The sequence below is a fragment of the Mogibacterium diversum genome, assembly GCF_938028775.1.
GTDB lineage: Bacteria > Bacillota > Clostridia > Peptostreptococcales > Anaerovoracaceae > Mogibacterium > Mogibacterium diversum_A.
The window spans coordinates 175634-192923 of sequence record NZ_CALIZG010000024.1 but is presented as its reverse complement, the minus strand read 5'-3'; the positions used below and the strand labels follow the sequence as shown (position 1 = coordinate 192923).

Annotated in this window: 18 protein-coding genes; 17 read left to right on the top strand and 1 reads right to left on the bottom strand. The window is 40.4% G+C overall.

The window, feature by feature from the left end; all coding sequences use genetic code 11:
• Positions 1–154 precede the first annotated feature (154 nt).
• The 6 genes from dltA (at position 155) to Q7O90_RS07905 (ending at position 6266) form a co-directional block, all read left to right on the top strand.
• Positions 155–1672 (top strand): D-alanine--poly(phosphoribitol) ligase subunit DltA, encoded by a 1518-nt coding sequence (gene dltA, locus Q7O90_RS07930; RefSeq protein WP_304129182.1) that lies wholly within the window; start codon positions 155–157, stop codon positions 1670–1672.
• Entirely contained in the window at positions 1673–2842 is a 1170-nt protein-coding gene (gene dltB, locus Q7O90_RS07925; RefSeq protein WP_304129180.1) for a D-alanyl-lipoteichoic acid biosynthesis protein DltB, read from the top strand.
• Positions 2843–2965: 123 nt separating this feature from the next.
• Complete coding sequence (gene dltC, locus Q7O90_RS07920; protein ID WP_106057095.1) at positions 2966–3205, top strand: D-alanine--poly(phosphoribitol) ligase subunit 2; 240 nt, start codon at positions 2966–2968, stop codon at positions 3203–3205.
• 18 nt (positions 3206–3223) lie between these two features.
• Positions 3224–4384, top strand: coding sequence for a D-alanyl-lipoteichoic acid biosynthesis protein DltD (dltD, locus tag Q7O90_RS07915; RefSeq protein ID WP_304129179.1), 1161 nt, complete (start codon positions 3224–3226; stop codon positions 4382–4384).
• Between the two features lie 308 nt (positions 4385–4692).
• Positions 4693–6015 (top strand): DNA-methyltransferase, encoded by a 1323-nt coding sequence (locus tag Q7O90_RS07910; protein WP_304129178.1) that lies wholly within the window; start codon positions 4693–4695, stop codon positions 6013–6015.
• Positions 6012–6266 carry a YitT family protein gene (locus Q7O90_RS07905; RefSeq protein ID WP_304129177.1) on the top strand — a complete coding sequence of 85 codons (255 nt, stop codon included), beginning with the start codon at positions 6012–6014 and terminating at the stop codon, positions 6264–6266. Before Q7O90_RS07910 ends, Q7O90_RS07905 begins: the two co-directional genes overlap by 4 nt.
• 54 nt (positions 6267–6320) lie before the next feature.
• Here Q7O90_RS07905 and Q7O90_RS07900 read toward each other — a convergent pair whose 3' ends face one another.
• Positions 6321–7220, bottom strand: coding sequence for a YitT family protein (locus Q7O90_RS07900; RefSeq protein WP_304129176.1), 900 nt, complete (start codon positions 7218–7220; stop codon positions 6321–6323).
• 246 nt (positions 7221–7466) lie between these two features.
• On the opposite strand from Q7O90_RS07900, the gene Q7O90_RS07895 reads away from it, so the two are divergent.
• The 11 genes from Q7O90_RS07895 to Q7O90_RS07845 all read left to right on the top strand — a co-directional run bounded on the left by Q7O90_RS07895 (position 7467) and on the right by Q7O90_RS07845 (position 17281).
• Positions 7467–9227: an ABC transporter ATP-binding protein gene (locus tag Q7O90_RS07895; RefSeq protein WP_304129175.1), complete on the top strand. Its 1761-nt coding sequence runs from the start codon at positions 7467–7469 to the stop codon at positions 9225–9227.
• Between the two features lie 218 nt (positions 9228–9445).
• Positions 9446–9889, top strand: a complete 444-nt coding sequence (locus Q7O90_RS07890) for an RrF2 family transcriptional regulator (RefSeq protein WP_106057092.1) — start codon at positions 9446–9448, stop codon at positions 9887–9889.
• Between the two features lie 105 nt (positions 9890–9994).
• Positions 9995–11185: a cysteine desulfurase family protein gene (locus Q7O90_RS07885; protein WP_304129174.1), complete on the top strand. Its 1191-nt coding sequence runs from the start codon at positions 9995–9997 to the stop codon at positions 11183–11185.
• Positions 11175–11594: a Fe-S cluster assembly scaffold protein NifU gene (nifU, locus tag Q7O90_RS07880; RefSeq protein WP_106057090.1), complete on the top strand. Its 420-nt coding sequence runs from the start codon at positions 11175–11177 to the stop codon at positions 11592–11594. Before Q7O90_RS07885 ends, nifU begins: the two co-directional genes overlap by 11 nt.
• 147 nt (positions 11595–11741) lie before the next feature.
• Positions 11742–12980 (top strand): dihydroorotase, encoded by a 1239-nt coding sequence (locus tag Q7O90_RS07875; RefSeq protein ID WP_304129173.1) that lies wholly within the window; start codon positions 11742–11744, stop codon positions 12978–12980.
• A gap of 1 nt (position 12981) precedes the next feature.
• On the top strand, positions 12982–13713 hold the full coding sequence (locus Q7O90_RS07870) for a dihydroorotate dehydrogenase electron transfer subunit (RefSeq protein ID WP_304129172.1): 732 nt from the start codon (positions 12982–12984) through the stop codon (positions 13711–13713).
• Positions 13698–14612 (top strand): dihydroorotate dehydrogenase, encoded by a 915-nt coding sequence (locus tag Q7O90_RS07865; protein ID WP_304129171.1) that lies wholly within the window; start codon positions 13698–13700, stop codon positions 14610–14612. The genes Q7O90_RS07870 and Q7O90_RS07865 overlap by 16 nt, the downstream gene beginning before the upstream one ends.
• Positions 14613–15320, top strand: a complete 708-nt coding sequence (gene pyrF / locus Q7O90_RS07860; RefSeq protein WP_304129170.1) for an orotidine-5'-phosphate decarboxylase — start codon at positions 14613–14615, stop codon at positions 15318–15320.
• The gene (gene pyrE / locus Q7O90_RS07855) at positions 15313–15939 is read left to right on the top strand and encodes an orotate phosphoribosyltransferase (RefSeq protein ID WP_304129169.1); all 627 of its coding nucleotides are present in this window, start codon (positions 15313–15315) and stop codon (positions 15937–15939) included. The genes pyrF and pyrE overlap by 8 nt, the downstream gene beginning before the upstream one ends.
• Entirely contained in the window at positions 15921–16850 is a 930-nt protein-coding gene (pyrB, locus tag Q7O90_RS07850) for an aspartate carbamoyltransferase (RefSeq protein ID WP_304129168.1), read from the top strand. Before pyrE ends, pyrB begins: the two co-directional genes overlap by 19 nt.
• Positions 16850–17281, top strand: a complete 432-nt coding sequence (locus tag Q7O90_RS07845; RefSeq protein WP_106057083.1) for an aspartate carbamoyltransferase regulatory subunit — start codon at positions 16850–16852, stop codon at positions 17279–17281. Before pyrB ends, Q7O90_RS07845 begins: the two co-directional genes overlap by 1 nt.
• The last annotated feature ends 9 nt before the right edge of the window (positions 17282–17290 follow it).

Below are 17290 nucleotides of genomic sequence, written 5' to 3'. Positions count from 1 at the left end.
CTGTATTGCATCTCATTTTTTAATGAGAATAAGCATTGCATAAGTATAAAAACCAAGAAATTCCAATCTTAATTTTTATTTAATAATTTCTTCCCACTCATTTAATGCGATTTATATAAAATTTATAATAACAAAGGAGTAATGGAGGTACGATATGGATATCATAGCAAAGATTAAGAGCACTGCTATAGAAACACCTGATCGCTTGGTGTTTAGCTCGAGAGATGGCAAGATGACATATGGCGAACTTTGGAAAAAGTCATCAGCACTTGCTAGCTACATATCGAATAGACTAGAGGGAAATCGCGAACCTATTATGGTCTATGGACATAAGCATCCGGATATGCTCGCTGCTTTTCTCGCATGCGTGAGGTCAGGTCATGCGTATTGTCCAGTGGATATAGGAAACCCTAGAGAGAGGGTGAGCGATATTGCATCAGCTATAGATAATGAGATTGTAATAGTCGTCCAGCACGAAGAGATGATCGATATAGACGATAAGTACGAGGTTGTTGGCAGAGAAAAACTCGATGCTATTCTTGAAAGCGACACCTCGTATGATGATAAAGAGCCTGTATCAGGTGATGAGACGTATTACATAATATTTACATCTGGAAGCACAGGAAAGCCTAAGGGTGTTAAAATTCCTGCTGATGCGCTTAATAACTACTTGAAATGGTCAGTTACACTTTCAGGAGGCATTCCGGAGGCTACTAGATTTTTAAATCAAGCTCCTTTTTCTTTTGACCTATCTGTAATGGATTTGTACACTGGTCTCGCAACTGGATCGACAATCGTTGCGCTAGATAAGGGATTGCAGCAGGATATGCCGGAGATGCTAAAGTATATTGCATCATCAGATATCGAATACTGGGTATCTACTCCTTCATTTTCGGATATGTGCCTAGGAGAAGCTGATTTTAGCGAGGAGAATTTTGGAAGCATCAAGACATTCCTATTCTGCGGAGAGGTTCTTACAAAAGATACGGCAAAGCAGCTAAGGGCGAGATTTCCACATGCTAAGGTAATTAATACATATGGACCTACTGAATCTACCGTATGTGTGACAGAGGTTGATATCACAGATGAGGTTATCGCTAGAGAAGGCGCACTTCCTATCGGGCTTCCTAAGCCTGGAACCGAGATTAGAATCGATCCAGAGAACAGCGAAATGATAATCGTCGGAGATTCAGTAAGCTCAGGATACTATAAGGACAAGGAGAGAACTGATAAGGTCTTCTTCATGGCTGAGGCCGGGTCGCTAAGTGAAAATCCTAAGGAAATGGTTAGGGCTTATAGAACAGGCGATACAGGGCACTACGATGAGTCAGGCATGCTATTCTGCGATGGCAGAATCGACCATCAGGTTAAGCTACATGGATATAGAATAGAGCTTGGGGATATTGAGTCTAACCTTACGAATATAGAAGGAGTAGCAGCTGCGGCGGTTATTCCAAAGAGACATGAGGGAAAGGTTGAAAGCTTAACAGCATTTGTTGTAAGAGAAGGGGATATCATCGCTGATGACTATAGTGGCAGAAAATATGTGCGTGAAACATTAAAATCATTTTTGCCTAGCTACATGGTCCCAAAGCGTGTAAAGTTTATGGACAAGATGCCACTTACTAACAACGGTAAGGCAGATAGAAAGAAATTGGAGGAGTTGGTATAGATGCAGCTTTTTACAGACAATAGCTTCTTTATATGGTTAGCGGGTCTGTCGATTCCTGCAATATATCTAGGTTGCAGGGAGAAGTCACTTAAGTGGTACGGTATGTTCGTAACATTTGTGTTCGTATGGCTGTCGATGGGTAGCAATCTAAATGCTCTCTTCAATCTAGGGCTGTACACGGTTATAGAATATGCAGTTGTACGTATATATCTTGAGCTAAGAACTAAGAAGGGTAGAGTAACATGGCAGTATAGGATATTTTTGTTAGCGAGTTTAGCTCCGCTCACAATTTATAAAATCCTGGGTCTGACTGGTAATAAGCACCATATCTTTGCATTTTTAGGCTTGTCATACATGACGTTCAAGTCTACTCAGATGGTAATCGAGATATATGATGGAGTTATAAAAGACTTTAAGACCTCAAACTTCATATACCTACTGCTGTTTTTCCCCGCTATCACATCTGGTCCTATTGATAGAAGCAGAAGATTTGACGAGGATATAGATAAAATCATTCCTAGAGAAGAGTATCTAGAGCTTTTAGGAGAAGGCATATACAAGATACTCAAGGGCATGGTTTACAAGATGGTAATTGCAGCATGTTTCTACACGGTTATGAATTACTTTGGAACTGGAGGGACATGGTACTCGATAGCGATTTACTTCTATATATACGGGGTATACCTGTTCTTTGATTTTGCCGGATACAGCAATATGGCTATAGGAGCCAGCTATATATTTGGAGTTAGAACACCTGAAAACTTCAACGCTCCGTTTGTGAGTAAGGACATCAAGGAATTTTGGAATCGTTGGCATATGACACTGTCGTTCTGGTTTAGAGATTTTCTTTTCTCTAGAATCACAATGGCACTAGTTAGAACTCGCAAGATTAAGAACAAGCTTGTGATTGCCTCAATCGCATTCATGATTAACATGTTCGTCATGGGTGTATGGCATGGGCTTGAGCTTAACTACATCGTTTACGGTCTGTATCATGGAGTGTTATTATCCGCATGTGAGATATTCCAAAAGAAATCGAAATTCTATAAGGCGCATAAAAAAGATAAGTGGTTTATAGGAGTATCTTGGTTAATTACGCTTCACCTCGTTATGTTCGGATTCTTCATCTTCTCCGGAAGACTAGGGATCTTACTTTCGAATCAAGGCTAGGTATGTGTAAATAAATTTTGATCGCATAATTAAAGAATTAGAAAAAACAGAAACACTGAATACGCAATAATAATTAAAATAAAAAAATATTTAAAACATAGCTAAAATTAGGAGGAAATTATCATGAGAGATAAGCTACTAGACATCATTGAGAACATTTGCGGAGATGAAATTGTAAAGGAAAACCCAGATATCAATTTGCTAGAGGAAGATTTAATTGATTCGCTCGATTACGTTAGCCTCTTGTTAGATATTCAGGATGAGTATGGAGTTGTTTTATCACCATCTGAATTTACAAGGGAACAGATGGATACACCAAACAAGATTATAGAGACAGTTTCAGCAAGAATTCTAGGGGAATAAGACAGGAACGAAGATAATATGAAGAAGATAAACTCGTTTGTAGCGGCTCTCGTGCTGCTGGCGATGTTCACAGTGGTTGTACATTTCATATGTGCTAATAATGATCTTAAAGACAACACAGGGCAGTTTGGAACTTGGTATAACACATATAAAGATCTGTCGTATAATGCATTGTCGCGAAATCTTGAAAAAGATTCGGTGCTCATGCTCGGCTCATCTGAGTTCAGACATGGACGTAAGACGCAGTACCATCCAACGAACTTCTTCAAGGATACAGATGTTAAACTCGTTACAGTCGGAGGACCGTTTAACCAGACGCTGTTCCACACTGTTGCACTTGGGTCACTTCAACCACATCTAAAGAGTAAAAAAGTTATATTGCTTGTTTCACCAACCTGGTTTAAACACTCAGGTGTTAAGAAAGATGACTATGCTCTGAGGTTTTCGGAGACGGAATACTTTGCATTTATGGAGAACAAGAATGTTCCGCTCAAGACAAAAAAATACGTTGCAAGAAGAACAGAGCATCTGCTATCTAAGAATAAGAGCCTACAGATGAAGGCGCGCATGATTGATAAAGTAAATCTTAATGACGAATCAAATCTCCTATATGGATTCGAGAGACGCCATGCTTTCGACAAGGATAAAATCACTGTTGGGGCAGCAATGAGATTTATGATGAAGAACAAAAAAACACCTCAGAACTTTGAGAGGTACACGCCAGATAATTTCAATTGGAATGGTTTCTTGAAAGAGGCATATAGGGATAGTGAATACAAGGCGGATAATCCGTTCTATATGAGCAATCGTGTGTGGAGAAATAAGTTTAGACAGGTATATCCTAAGATGAAGGATGTTCGTTTGAATCAAAACTACAATACTTCACCAGAGTACAACGATCTTAAAGCATTCCTCGAGATCGCTAAGGCTAATGATATTAAGGTTAAACTTATTCTACTTCCTGTAAATGGTAGATGGTACGACTATACAGGTATGACTGCTGATAAGCGTGTAGTTGTTGGTCAAAAGATTCAAAAGCTCGCTAATGAATACGGTGCAGATTACACCAATATGACAGAATATAGCTATAACAAATATATTGTTTCGGATGCGGTTCATCCATGGAATGAAGGTTGGGTAAGGATTAATGAAAAAGTCGCAGAATTCGCTCATAAGTAAAATTAAGAATAAGATATCTTTAAAATATACTCTTTATATGTTTATATTCATGGCTGTGCTGTATGTGTTCTCACTGTTTGGGAGCATGCTCAGCAGTCCGGCATTTACATATGCTGAGTTCTAAAAATTTTTAATATGTTGCTATTTATTAAATGCTCCGTGGTATGAGAATGCAGGCGCTATTCTCATACCACGGGGCATTGTTTATTTTGAACTCTTCAAATAGACATATTAATATCAATGTTTTATAATTAACAGATATATCCAATCATCAGTTGATGACATGGTCGCTAAAGAGGACGGTTAAGATGAGCAAAGTTTTAGGGATTGCAGAGAGCATAATTAAAGGATTAGAGCATGGAGAAGTTACGCTATCTAAGCCATTCAGTGTCTTGGAAAAACATATGTATGACAGTTTTCGTGCTAATGAAGCTAACTCTGATTTAGACAATAATATTCTAGCGCTTGGCGATAACATGGAGTTTATGTCATGGCTTCTAGAGAATGGATATGAGGGTAAATTTAAGTGTATATATATTGACCCTCCGTTCTTTACAAAATCGAAATACGATGCAACCGTAGAAATATGTGACAGTGATGGAAAGATACATAAAGTTAAACACCTCGCATATGATGATACATTCGACAGAAGCATAGAGCAATATGTTGAAAACATGACTACTAGACTAGTAATCATGAAGAGACTTCTTGCGAACGATGGCTTAATCTGGGTTCATCTTGACTGGCATTCAGCACATTACGTTAAGCTCGCGATGGATGAAATTTTCGGTTACGAGAACATGCGGAATGAAATTATATGGAAATATAAATCTGGAGGCAGTGCAAAGACACATTTTTCAAGAAAACACGATACGATTCTCATGTACAGTAAGTCGAAAAAGTATTCACTAAATGTGCCTAAGGAGAAGTCATATAATCGAGATTTCAAGCCTTACCGATTTAAAGGGGTTAAAGAATATCAAGACGAATATGGGTGGTATACACTCGTTAATATGAAAGATGTTTGGAGTATTGACATGGTGGGCAGGACCTCCAGCGAAAGAAATGGTTACGCAACTCAAAAGCCTTTAGAACTGATGAAACGAATTCTCAGCTCATGTACAGAAAAAGGCGATTTAGTTGGAGATTTTTTCTGCGGTTCTGGTTCATTTCTAAAAGCGGCCAATGGCATGGATAGATGTTGGGTTGGATGCGATGTAGAAACTCTAGCGCTTGGAACTGCTAAGAAGAGGCTCGATGCATGTGAGTCAAACTATCTTTTCTATGGAAATGGAGTAGAGCGCCCTTACAGAGCAGATGCGATAATCAAAATAGAGAGAGCTGATGAGCTTGAGAATGGTAAGAAGCTTTGTCATGCGAAGCTCATGGCTTTCAGACCGGAGCTAGAGATAGGATATGTCCAGCACAAGGACAGGGAGTTGCTACAAAATGCTTGCAAGAGTTCACCCGAATCACTTATAGACTATATTATGATAGATCCTGATTATAATGGGGAGTTCTCTGCTGAGATAAGCGTAACCGACAATTATGATGATATAAAATTTATTTCTCGTGGTAATGTGGCATATATTGTTGTTGATATTTTTGGTAAGGAGTACTTGGTAAAGTGAAAAAGGCTCAGAAAACCAATATTAATAGGGTGATGCTCGATATTGTTATAGTGATTTCTTCATGTGCTATCGGAGCTTTCGGAATTGTCGCAGTAATGATTCCGAATGGGTTAACCTATGGCGGAATTTCAGGAATTGCTAGACTTATACAGACTACGCTTAATATAGACTACAATATCATGTTCTATGCACTATCTCTCACAGTGTTAATGGCTGTATCGGAGTGTGAATTATTCACACTCCGATTTTAGGTTTTCTATATTACCGTGACTATTTAAAACTTGCTTAGTAACAGTGCATAAATGCTATTTAGTCAGGCGCTTTTCGAAATTTCCGTATATTTGGGCGCCTTCATTTACAATGACGAACGCATCTGGATCAGCTTGCTTAACAATCATGAGCAGTTTTGTTATCTCGTATTTAGCAATAATAGTAACTATTACATTAGAGTCTTCCTTTGTATATGCGCCGGTTCCATTCCAGTTTGTAACTCCTCTCCTTAGTTCGCTCATTATAACGTCTTCAACACCAGGCTTCTTAGTGAATATCATAACCTGCATATTGATATTCTGAATGTGAACTCTGTCTAGTGACATAGCGAGGATAGTCGTGTATATCAAGGAGTAAGCAACAATTTCTATGTTGAATAGGAATAGGCAGATTATATAAATTCCAATGTTGATCATGATGCTTATCTTGCCAACACTGTAATTCGGATTTAGTACCGATACGATAACTCCGATGATATCCTGACCGCCCTGCGAGCTACCTGCCCTGAGCACCATTCCGGCGCCTGTACCGGCAACGACTCCGCCTATTAAACAAGCAGTTAGATAGTCGTTAAATATCGGGGTTTTAGGAACTGGTATCACACCGAGTGCGACAGAACATAGAGTAATTGATATAACTGATGTTATGCAAAACTCTTTATTAACCACCTTGTATGAGATTATAAGAAGTGGCAGGTTAAGCAAGAAGTAGAGAATACCAACTATATCAACACCTGGTATCTCGGGCATATGAAAAACATTTACAAAAAGAAGTCTAAGGAGCTGTGCCATCCCTGTGAATCCACCATTGTAAAGATTCATCGGAGTGATGATAACATTCACACCAAATGCAAATATTACATTTCCAGCGAGCATCCAGCCAAGATAATGGACGAGATATTGTTTGCGTGGTGATAGATTATTATATAGGTTCAAAGTGGACCTCCTGCAAGTGATAGTTATTAAATACAATTAAAATTATCATATGACATTGTATTAACGATTATAATACTATTAATTATTATATAAATTCAACCGCCAATTGCGTGCAATCAACTGCAAGAAATGCGGGGAAAATATGATATAATAAATTTACATTTATATAAAAGAGATACGCAGGTAGTTTCTGTCTGCGTTTTTGCGTTGGGATTTATAGAGATTATTTAAGAAAGGAATTTAAAAATGGGAGAGTCTAAGGATAAAGTTATGTCATCTAGCTACCTCATTCGCAGGTTTGCACCATACTTTAAGCCGTATAAAGGGATACTGATCTTTGATCTAATCTGTGCTTCGTTTACTACGGTAAGCGATATAGTTCTGCCTCTGTTAATCAGATATATAAGCAATGTTGTAGCTACTGATATCGCTGCTTTTACAGCAGATTTGATAGTAAAGATTGTAGGAATCTATCTATGCCTAAGAGCGGTTGACGTGGTGGCAAATTACTATATGCAAAATACCGGGCACGTGATGGGTGCAAAGATAGAAACTGACATGAGGCGTGACCTATATGAGAAGTGTCAGAACCTATCTTATTCATATTATAGTGAAAATAAAACAGGTCAGCTGATATCTAGAATTACGAGTGATTTATTTGATATAACAGAGTTTGCGCACCACTGTCCAGAGGAATACTGGATAGCATCGATAAAGATCATTCTGGGTTTTGTACTCTTGGTGAGAATAGATGTTCTGCTAACTGTGCTTATGTTCGCAATTATTCCTATCATGATTGCTGCAACATATACTTTTAGGAAAAAGATGAGACGTGCTTTCAAGATGCAGCGAAGTGGTCTCGGAGAAATCAATTCACATGTGGAAGATAGCCTTCTCGGGATAAAGGTTTCAAAATCATTTGCAAATGAAGAATTTGAGCAGGCTAGATTCGATGTAGATAATTCGAGATTCCTGGGTGTAAAGGCCATAGGGTATAAGGCGATGGCAGGGTTCCGCAGTGTTACACGTACCTTCGATGGCTTAATGTATATAGTCGTAATCCTTGTTGGATCATTTGAACTTAAGAACGGAAGGATTACCACAGGTGACTTCGTAGCATTTATGATGTATATAGGGGTGCTACTAGAAGCAGTTCGAAGAATTGTAGAGTTCACTGAGCAGTTTCAGCGTGGAATGACAGGGATTGAGAGATTTATCGAAGTTATGGATGAGCCTATAGAAATCGATGATGCCCCTGATGCCATCGATTTAGAGGATATCAAAGGTGCAATTGAATTCAACGATGTTACATTTAGATATAGTGACAGCGAGGAAATACTCAATAAGATCAACCTGAGTATTAAACCTGGAGAAAACCTCGCTTTGGTAGGGCCATCAGGAGCAGGAAAGACGACATTTTGCAACCTTATTCCAAGATTTTATGAGGTTTCGGAGGGAAGCATCAAAGTAGATGGTTACGATATTAGGCAGCTGACATGTAAGTCACTCAGATCGCATATAGGAATGGTTCAGCAGGATGTATATCTATTCTCTGATACTATTGCAGGTAATATAGCTTATGGAAAACCGGGAGCGACAATGGAAGAGATTGAACAGGCCGCAAAACTCGCCGGAGCTGACGAATTCATAAGAGAGATGTCTGACGGATATAATACGAGTGTCGGTGAGCGAGGTATGAAGCTGTCAGGTGGTCAGAAGCAGCGTATTAGCATTGCAAGGGTATTCCTCAAGAACCCACCAATCCTCATTCTCGATGAAGCTACATCAGCTCTGGACAATGAAAGCGAGAAGCTGGTGCAGCGGTCGCTAGCAGATTTGTCGAAAGGAAGAACAACTATCACAATTGCGCACAGATTAACTACAATTAAGAGTGCAGACCGAATCATCGTGTTAAATCAGGATGGAATTGCGGAAGAAGGAACACACGACGAGCTCATGGCGAAGGACGGTATATATGCAAATATGTATCGCATGTACCAGTTATAAACGGATGTTGAGACATAAATGCAAACAGTAAAATATAATGAGCAAAATTGCGAGTTGAATTAATCAAAGTTGAAAAAATCCAGCGAAATATTTTGCTCATTTTTTAATACACCAAATTCCTATATGAATAATAGGAAAATGCTTGATTGGTTGTACGCAATGTGTTATTCTTCAATTGTAAGAAATGAACACGCAAGATATCAAAGAAAGGAAGAGCCATGATTGTTTCAACAAAAGGTCGTTACGCTCTGATGGTCATGATTGATCTTGCTAACCACGATGATGGAGGTTACGTATCTCTAGCAGATATATCAGATAGGCAGAAACTATCGATGAAGTATCTCGAGAATGTCGTATCGATGCTTAACAAAGGTGGTATGCTGAGGAGCCTTCGAGGTAAGAACGGTGGCTACAGATTGATTAAATCACCTGAAGATTACAATATCGGTGAAATCCTTCGAATTACGGAAGGTAGTCTTGCCCCAGTAGATTGTATAAAGTCTGGTGAGGTTAGCTGCGGTAGAGCGCATTCATGCGTGACACTTCCACTGTGGATTGGCCTTGACAAGGTTATCGATGAGTATCTTGATAACATAACGCTACAAGATCTAATGACTGGTAATGTCGATAAGCTCATACAAGATCAAGACACATCAAGATAATTGTTTTAAGTTATATCCAAGAGTAATTCCTATTGACCAGGTAGGGATTAAAGGACTATAATACAACTGCACTAAGATGACTAAATTATTGGTAGGGAGGTATACATGAGAGTATATGCAGATAATGCGGCAACAACTTATTTGAGCGATGTCGCACTCAATACGCTGCTAGATTGCCTTAAGAATTATAACGGCAACCCTAACAGTCTTCATACGGATGGACAGATTGCTAAAGAGAAGCTGGATGAGTCCAGAGAGAAAGTAGCTAAGGCGCTTAATGCTGCAAAGCCTAATGAGATTTACTTTACTTCAGGTGGAAGTGAAGCAGATAACCAGGCTTTAATTTCTGCAGCTAGAGGGCTAGTTAAGAAGGGTAAGAAGCATCTGATTTCTCTTAATATAGAGCATCATGCAATTCTTCATACACTTCGCAAGCTAGAAAAAGAGGGCTTCGAGGTTACGCTGCTAAAACCACAGCCAAATGGAATTGTAGACGTTAAGGATGTTGAGGACGCAATCAGAGAGGATACGGCACTCGTATCGATTATGTTTGCTAACAACGAGATGGGAGCTGTCCAGCCAATTGCTGAGATTGGAAAGCTGTGTCACGAAAAGGGCGTGCTCTTCCACACAGATGCCGTTCAGGCTGCAGCACACCTACCTATAGATGTTCAGGCGATGAACATAGATATGCTATCATTATCAGCTCATAAATTCCACGGACCTAAGGGCGTTGGAGTTCTATATGCTAGAAATGGTATCAGATTAATAAACGTAATTGAAGGTGGAGCTCAGGAGAGAGGTAAGAGAGCTGGTACGATTAACGTTCCAGGCATTGCTGCCCTTGCTGCTGCCCTTGAAGATGGAATTGAGCACATGGAAGAGAATAATGCAAAGACAATTGCCCTTAGAGATAGACTTATCAAAGGGTTGTCGGATATTCCTTATTCGCAGCTCAATGGAGACCCTGTAAAGCGACTCCCTGGTAACGTAAATTACTCGTTCGAAGGAGTTGAGGGCGAGTCGCTGCTATTGGCTCTTGATATGTATGGCATCGAATGCTCATCTGGATCAGCTTGCACAAGTGAATCCCTCGACCCAAGCCACGTTCTAATAGGTATGGGTGTTCCTATTGAGGCAGCACACGGATCACTTAGATTCAGTCTCAATGAGGAAAATACAGAGGAGCAAGTAGACTACATCATAGAAAAGGTTCATCAAGTTGTTGAACACTATAGAAAAATATCACCATTCTGGGATGAACTAGAGAAGGGGGAGAGAGAACATGTTATATAGTGAAAAAGTAATGGATCATTTTGAGCATCCAAGAAATGTAGGCGAGATTGAAAATGCCGATGGAGTTGGTGAAGTAGGAAACCCAACATGTGGCGATATCATGAGAATTTACCTAAAGATTGATAATGATATCATTACAGACGTAAAATTCAAGACCTTTGGATGTGGGTCAGCGATCGCATCTAGCTCAATGGCTACTGAGCTTATCAAGGGCAAGAGCATCAAAGAAGCTCTTGAACTATCTAACAAGGCAGTGGTTGAAGCTCTTGATGGTCTACCATCAAGGAAGATACACTGTTCAGTACTAGCTGAAGAGGCTATCAAGGCTGCACTTGTAGATTATTATGAGAAAAATGGACTTGAGCTTCCACCGGAGATTAAGGACTTTGAACCATCGGAAGAAGAGTAATTCTTCTATAAGAAAATTATCAATATTAATAACAAAATTTTGCGGCGGATTTTAACATTCCTCTCACATAGTGCGTTTCAAAAATGTTATACTTTCATATAGTAATTAACGAGAGTTATTAGGGAGTTTAATATAATTGGAGGGACTATGACTACTGCAATCAAAGGCGGAAAGATTTACAAATCTGGAGAGTTTTTACCTAATGAATTGTTTGTAGTTGATGCTCGTGAGAAGGCCGGTCTAGAATCCGAAACCGGTAGTGATTTTGATTTTGAAAGAGTTATCGATGCTGATAACTCTTTTATTTTGCCGTCATTCTGTGATGTGCATGTTCATTTTCGCGAACCAGGTCAGTCATATAAAGAGACAATTAGTGCTGGAAGTAAAGCTGCAGCACACGGAGGATATACGACTGTTTGCACTATGCCTAATTTGAAGCCAGCACCATCTACACTTGATGCACTTAATGTGCAGCTTGATTTGATCAAAAAGGATGCTGATATAGAGGTGATTCCTTATGGAACTATCACTATGTCACAGAATGGTAGAGGAGAGCTCTCAGATATGAAGGCTCTTGCGCCACATGTGTGTGCATTTTCTGATGATGGACGAGGTGTGCAGGCAGACGGGCTGATGCGCGACGCAATGTATCAGGCTAAAGAACTTGGCAAACTCATCGTAGCTCATTGCGAAGATGAATCACTGCTAAGGGAAGGCAAGGTCAGAGAGAGTGAATGGAAACAGATAGAGAGAGATCTAAAACTCGCAGATGAGACTGGTGCTGGATACCATGTATGCCACATCTCCTGCAAAGAGAGCGTTGAAGTGATTAGAGATGCCAAGAAGAGCGGTGTAGACGTCACATGTGAAACGGCACCTCATTACCTCGTGTTTGATACGGATTATTTAAATGCATTTATTAACAGATGGCCAGAGCTTGGTGGCAGGTTCAAGATGAATCCTCCGATTAAGGATATAGCTGATAAGAATGCTCTTATAGAGGGAATTCTAGATGGCACTGTAGATATGATAGCAACAGACCACGCACCTCATAGTGCTGAGGAGAAGAGTAGGGGCTTTCTGAAGAGTCCAAACGGAATCACTGGGCTTGAGTGTGCTTTTTCGGCTCTTTACACGTATCTGGTTAAGACCGGTATCATATCACTTGAGCACTTAGTTAAACTGATGTCAGTAACACCAAGGGAGAGATTTGGTCTTGAGCAAAATGGATTTACTGTGGTTAATTTAGATAAAGATTACAAGCTAGATGCATCAAAATTCCTCTCATTAGGAAAGTGCACTCCTTTTGATGGGCACATGCTTAACGGACTAGTGGAGCTCACAGTTATGAATGGTAAGATAGTTTACGAGAATTTGGAGAAATAATATGAGGGACCTAAGAAGCGAAATACTTGAGAATAAAAAACTCGCTGAAGGCATTTACCGGATGACTCTCGAGACACCGAAGTCTGAATTTACAAGACCAGGTCAGTTTGCGATGGTTGAAGTTCCAGACAAATTTCTGAGGAGACCAATTTCGGTTAGCAGCTACGATAGCAGCAGATACACTCTAATCTACAAAGTCGTTGGTGAAGGGACAGATATCATGAGCAGGATGGAGCCTGGAGACTATGTAAAGGGAATTACAGGTCTAGGAAATGGTTACGATCTCGATAAAATCCCAGATGGTGCATATTTAATCGGTGGTGGAATCGGAATTCCGCCGATGCTTGGATTACTTAAAGCGATGGTTATGGCGGGAAAATCCTGTAAGATGGTGCTAGGCTATAATTCTGCAGATGAGATGTTTATGCTCGAAGACTTTGAACATTTTTCAGATGATATAACGGTTATGACTGCTGATGGCTCATATGGACAGAAGGGATTTGTGACAGATGCTTTTGACAAGTGTGAATATGCATGTGCTTGCGGTCCTCTGCCGATGCTTCGTGCTCTAGATCATAAGGTGGAGCGCGGGCAGTTCAGCCTCGAAGCTCGCATGGGATGCGGATTTGGAGCATGTATGGGATGCTCCATAAGAACGGTAGATGGAAGTCAGAGAGTCTGTAAGGAAGGACCGGTTTTTGATAAGGAGGTGCTAAGATGGGAAAGCCTTTAACCAAGGTTAATCTGGCGGGAATTGAACTCAAGAATCCGGTTATGCCAGCAAGTGGGACATTTGGCTACGGGCAGGAGTATAGAGAGTTATTCGATTTAAATGTCTTAGGTGCTGTTGTGACGAAGAGTGCAACTGCTGAACTGAGGTATGGAAATAATCTTCCTAGAATCGCTGAATGTACGAGTGGCATGCTTAACTCTATAGGGTTACAGAACCCTGGAATAGATCGTGTAATCGATGAGGATTTACCTGCGTTAAAAGAGATCTATCAAGGTCCACTGATTGTAAATATCAGCGGATTTAGCATTTCTGAGTTTGCTGAGGTAGCGTCAAAGCTTGATGCGTCGGGTTATGCCGATATACTTGAGGTGAATATTAGCTGCCCTAATGTGGAGCATGGCGGATCGGCATTTGGAGCTGCTCCAAGTATGGCTGAGAGAATAACTAGAGCCGTCAGAGATGTTACGAAACTGCCGATATTTATGAAGCTTACTCCAAATGTAACCGATATTTCAGAGATTGCAAAGGCCTCTGAAGCAGGAGGTGCAGATGGAATCAGCTTGATCAACAATTTCAAAGCTATGCGAATCGACCTCAGAACGAGAACAACTGTTACCGCGATGAAATATGCGGGTCTATCTGGACCAGCTATTAGACCGATTGCCCAACGCATGGTAAATGAGGTATTTCATGCAGTAAAGCTTCCAATCATTGGCATTGGCGGTATTCAGAGTGTTGATGACGTGCTAGAGATGATAATGGCTGGAGCAACAGCGATAGAGATTGGTTCTGCAAACCTTATCGATCCATGGACAATGCCACGCATAATCAGTGAGCTACAGCCTAGGATGGAAGAGCTCGGAATCAAGAATTTGGATGAAATTAGAGGAGTAATATAGATGAAACCAGAGATAATAATAGCATTAGATTTTCCAAGTGGAGAGAAAGCACTTTCATTTCTCGATAAATTTGAAAATGAGAAACTATATGTAAAGGTTGGTATGGAACTCTTCTATGGCGAAGGTCCCTCAATTGTAAAAGAGATTAAAGCTAGAGGACATAGGGTTTTCTTAGATCTTAAACTGCACGATATACCAAATACAGTTAAGAGTGCTATGAAAGTCCTCGCCTCTGTAGGGGCTGACATGGTTAACGTCCACGCAGCTGGTGGAATCAAGATGATGAAGGCAGCTGTAGAGGGCCTCGAAGAAGGCTCATCTGGGGGCATTAGGCCTGAGATTATAGCGGTTACTCAGCTTACATCTACAGATCAGGAGACTATGAATAGAGAACTCAGGATTGATGGCAACCTCAAGGATATAGTGCTGGCATATGCGAGGAATGCACAAGCGGCAGGGCTAGACGGAGTAGTATGCTCGGCTTGGGAGTCGGAAGAAATACATGAGGGGACTTCGAAGGAATTTCTTACAGTAACGCCTGGAATCAGACTCCTTGGAGACGCGAAGGGTGATCAGAGTAGGGTTGCAACCCCTGGGCGAGCAAAGGAAATGGGATCAAATTATCTTGTAATTGGCAGGAGCATAACGAAAGCAGATGATCCTGTTAAAGCATATAAAACTTGTATGGAGGAGATTAACAATGATTAATTTAGCGAGCAAATCAAAGCAGATTGCAGAGGGATTACTCGGCATAAAAGCGGTATTCCTAAGCCCAAATGATCCTTTTACATGGGCAAGCGGTATCAAGAGCCCTATTTACTGTGATAATAGACTTACACTCACTGCACCTAAGGTGAGAGATGTTATCGAGCACGAGATGGCTAGAGTAATCGATGAGAAATTTCCTGAGTGTGATGTAGTAATGGGTACGAGCACAGCCGGAATTGCTCATGCAGCCATTTCCGCCCACATACTAGGGAAGCCTATGGGGTATGTAAGGGGAAGCTCCAAATCACATGGCAGAAACAATAGAATTGAGGGAAAGCTTGAAAAAGGAGATAAGGTAGTAGTTGTAGAAGATCTCATCTCTACGGGTGGATCATCGATCGAGGTAGTTGAAGCGCTTCGTGAGGCGGGGGCAGAAGTGCTCGCGGTTATTAGTATCTTTACATATGAAACTGCGAAGGCTGATAAGAATTTCCAAGATGCAAATGTCGAAAAATTAAGTCTATGCACAATAAGTGAACTCATAGATACTGCTGTTGCTGAAAATTACGTAACAAGTGAAGAAGGAAAGGGAATAATTGAATGGCTAAGAGAGATTTAATTAACATTACAGATCTCGACCTAGATGAGCTAGACCGTCTGTTAGCGCTTGCAAGCGATATAATTGAATCACCTGAAAAATACCAGGATAAGTGCGCTCATAAGACCCTGGCGACATTGTTCTATGAACCAAGTACACGTACGAGGCTCAGCTTCGAATCTGCAATGTATGGACTTGGAGGTAATGTGGTTGGGTTCTCTGATGCTAACTCATCGTCAGCCTCTAAAGGGGAGACGGTAAGCGATACGACGAGAGTTATGGAATGCTTTGCCGATATAATCGCTATGAGGCATCCTAAGGAAGGAGCAGCACTTGTAGCTGCTAACTCATGCGACGTACCAGTTATCAACGCAGGTGATGGTGGTCATTTACATCCATCTCAGACACTAACTGATCTACTCACGATACTTCGTAACAAAGGGCGTTTAGCAGATTTAAAGGTGGGATTTTGTGGTGACCTTAAATTCGGTAGAACAGTGCACTCGCTCATCTTGGCGCTTTTGCGATATAAGGGGATTGAGATTGTGCTCATATCTCCTGACGAACTAAAGCTCCCTTCGTATAATAAAGATGCCATGGATGATGCCGGCATTAAGTGGGTTGAGACGACATCCCTAGAAGAGGCGCTCCCTGAACTAGACGTACTCTATATGACTAGAGTGCAGAAGGAGAGATTCTTTAATGAAGAGGATTACGTTAGACTCAAGGATACTTACATATTAGATGAACAAAAGCTAGAATATGCTAAGGATGATTTAGTAATCATGCACCCACTGCCAAGGGTTAATGAAATTTCCGTAGAGGTAGATAAGGATCCTAGAGCTAAATACTTTGATCAGGTTAAGAACGGAAGATACGCGAGAATGGCGTTAATTCTCATGCTTTTGGGTATCGAAGGAGGTCTGAATTAATGAATATTGATGGAGTAACAACCGGAATAGTTCTTGATCATATTGATGCAGGAAAATCTCTGGCCATATATAATCTGCTGAGACTTGATAAACTAGATTGTAGTATAGCTATTATCCAGAATGCTAAAAGTGGTAAATATGGAAAGAAGGATATAATCAAGATTGATCAAATTATCGATTTGGATTTTGATTTAATAGGCTTTGTAGATCCTAATATTACAGTCAATATAATCAAGGATAGTAAACTCCATAGTAAGAAGCATATGAAGCTGCCAGAGCGACTTACAAATGTTATTCAGTGTAAGAATCCTCGTTGCATTACCTCTACTGAGAGAGGAATTGAACATAGATTCCGCCTTGATGACGCTGAAAATCACATATATAGATGCGAATATTGTGATACTGTTCATCGTGGCAGTATCAAGCTTTAATGGGATTCA

Excerpts from the sequence above, each read along its gene's own strand:
- nifU (WP_106057090.1), top strand. The coding sequence starts at position 11,175 with ATGTTATATAGTGAAAAAGTAATGGATCATTTTGAGCATCCAAGAAAT.
- Q7O90_RS07875 (WP_304129173.1), top strand. The coding sequence starts at position 11,742 with ATGACTACTGCAATCAAAGGCGGAAAGATTTACAAATCTGGAGAGTTT.
- Q7O90_RS07870 (WP_304129172.1), top strand. The coding sequence starts at position 12,982 with ATGAGGGACCTAAGAAGCGAAATACTTGAGAATAAAAAACTCGCTGAA.
- Q7O90_RS07910 (WP_304129178.1), top strand. The coding sequence starts at position 4,693 with ATGAGCAAAGTTTTAGGGATTGCAGAGAGCATAATTAAAGGATTAGAG.
- Q7O90_RS07845 (WP_106057083.1), top strand. The coding sequence starts at position 16,850 with ATGAATATTGATGGAGTAACAACCGGAATAGTTCTTGATCATATTGAT.
- dltD (WP_304129179.1), top strand. The coding sequence starts at position 3,224 with ATGAAGAAGATAAACTCGTTTGTAGCGGCTCTCGTGCTGCTGGCGATG.
- dltA (WP_304129182.1), top strand. The coding sequence starts at position 155 with ATGGATATCATAGCAAAGATTAAGAGCACTGCTATAGAAACACCTGAT.
- Q7O90_RS07885 (WP_304129174.1), top strand. The coding sequence starts at position 9,995 with ATGAGAGTATATGCAGATAATGCGGCAACAACTTATTTGAGCGATGTC.
- pyrB (WP_304129168.1), top strand. The coding sequence starts at position 15,921 with ATGGCTAAGAGAGATTTAATTAACATTACAGATCTCGACCTAGATGAG.
- dltB (WP_304129180.1), top strand. The coding sequence starts at position 1,673 with ATGCAGCTTTTTACAGACAATAGCTTCTTTATATGGTTAGCGGGTCTG.
- Q7O90_RS07895 (WP_304129175.1), top strand. The coding sequence starts at position 7,467 with ATGGGAGAGTCTAAGGATAAAGTTATGTCATCTAGCTACCTCATTCGC.
- Q7O90_RS07865 (WP_304129171.1), top strand. The coding sequence starts at position 13,698 with ATGGGAAAGCCTTTAACCAAGGTTAATCTGGCGGGAATTGAACTCAAG.
- pyrE (WP_304129169.1), top strand. The coding sequence starts at position 15,313 with ATGATTAATTTAGCGAGCAAATCAAAGCAGATTGCAGAGGGATTACTC.
- Q7O90_RS07890 (WP_106057092.1), top strand. The coding sequence starts at position 9,446 with ATGATTGTTTCAACAAAAGGTCGTTACGCTCTGATGGTCATGATTGAT.
- pyrF (WP_304129170.1), top strand. The coding sequence starts at position 14,613 with ATGAAACCAGAGATAATAATAGCATTAGATTTTCCAAGTGGAGAGAAA.
- dltC (WP_106057095.1), top strand. The coding sequence starts at position 2,966 with ATGAGAGATAAGCTACTAGACATCATTGAGAACATTTGCGGAGATGAA.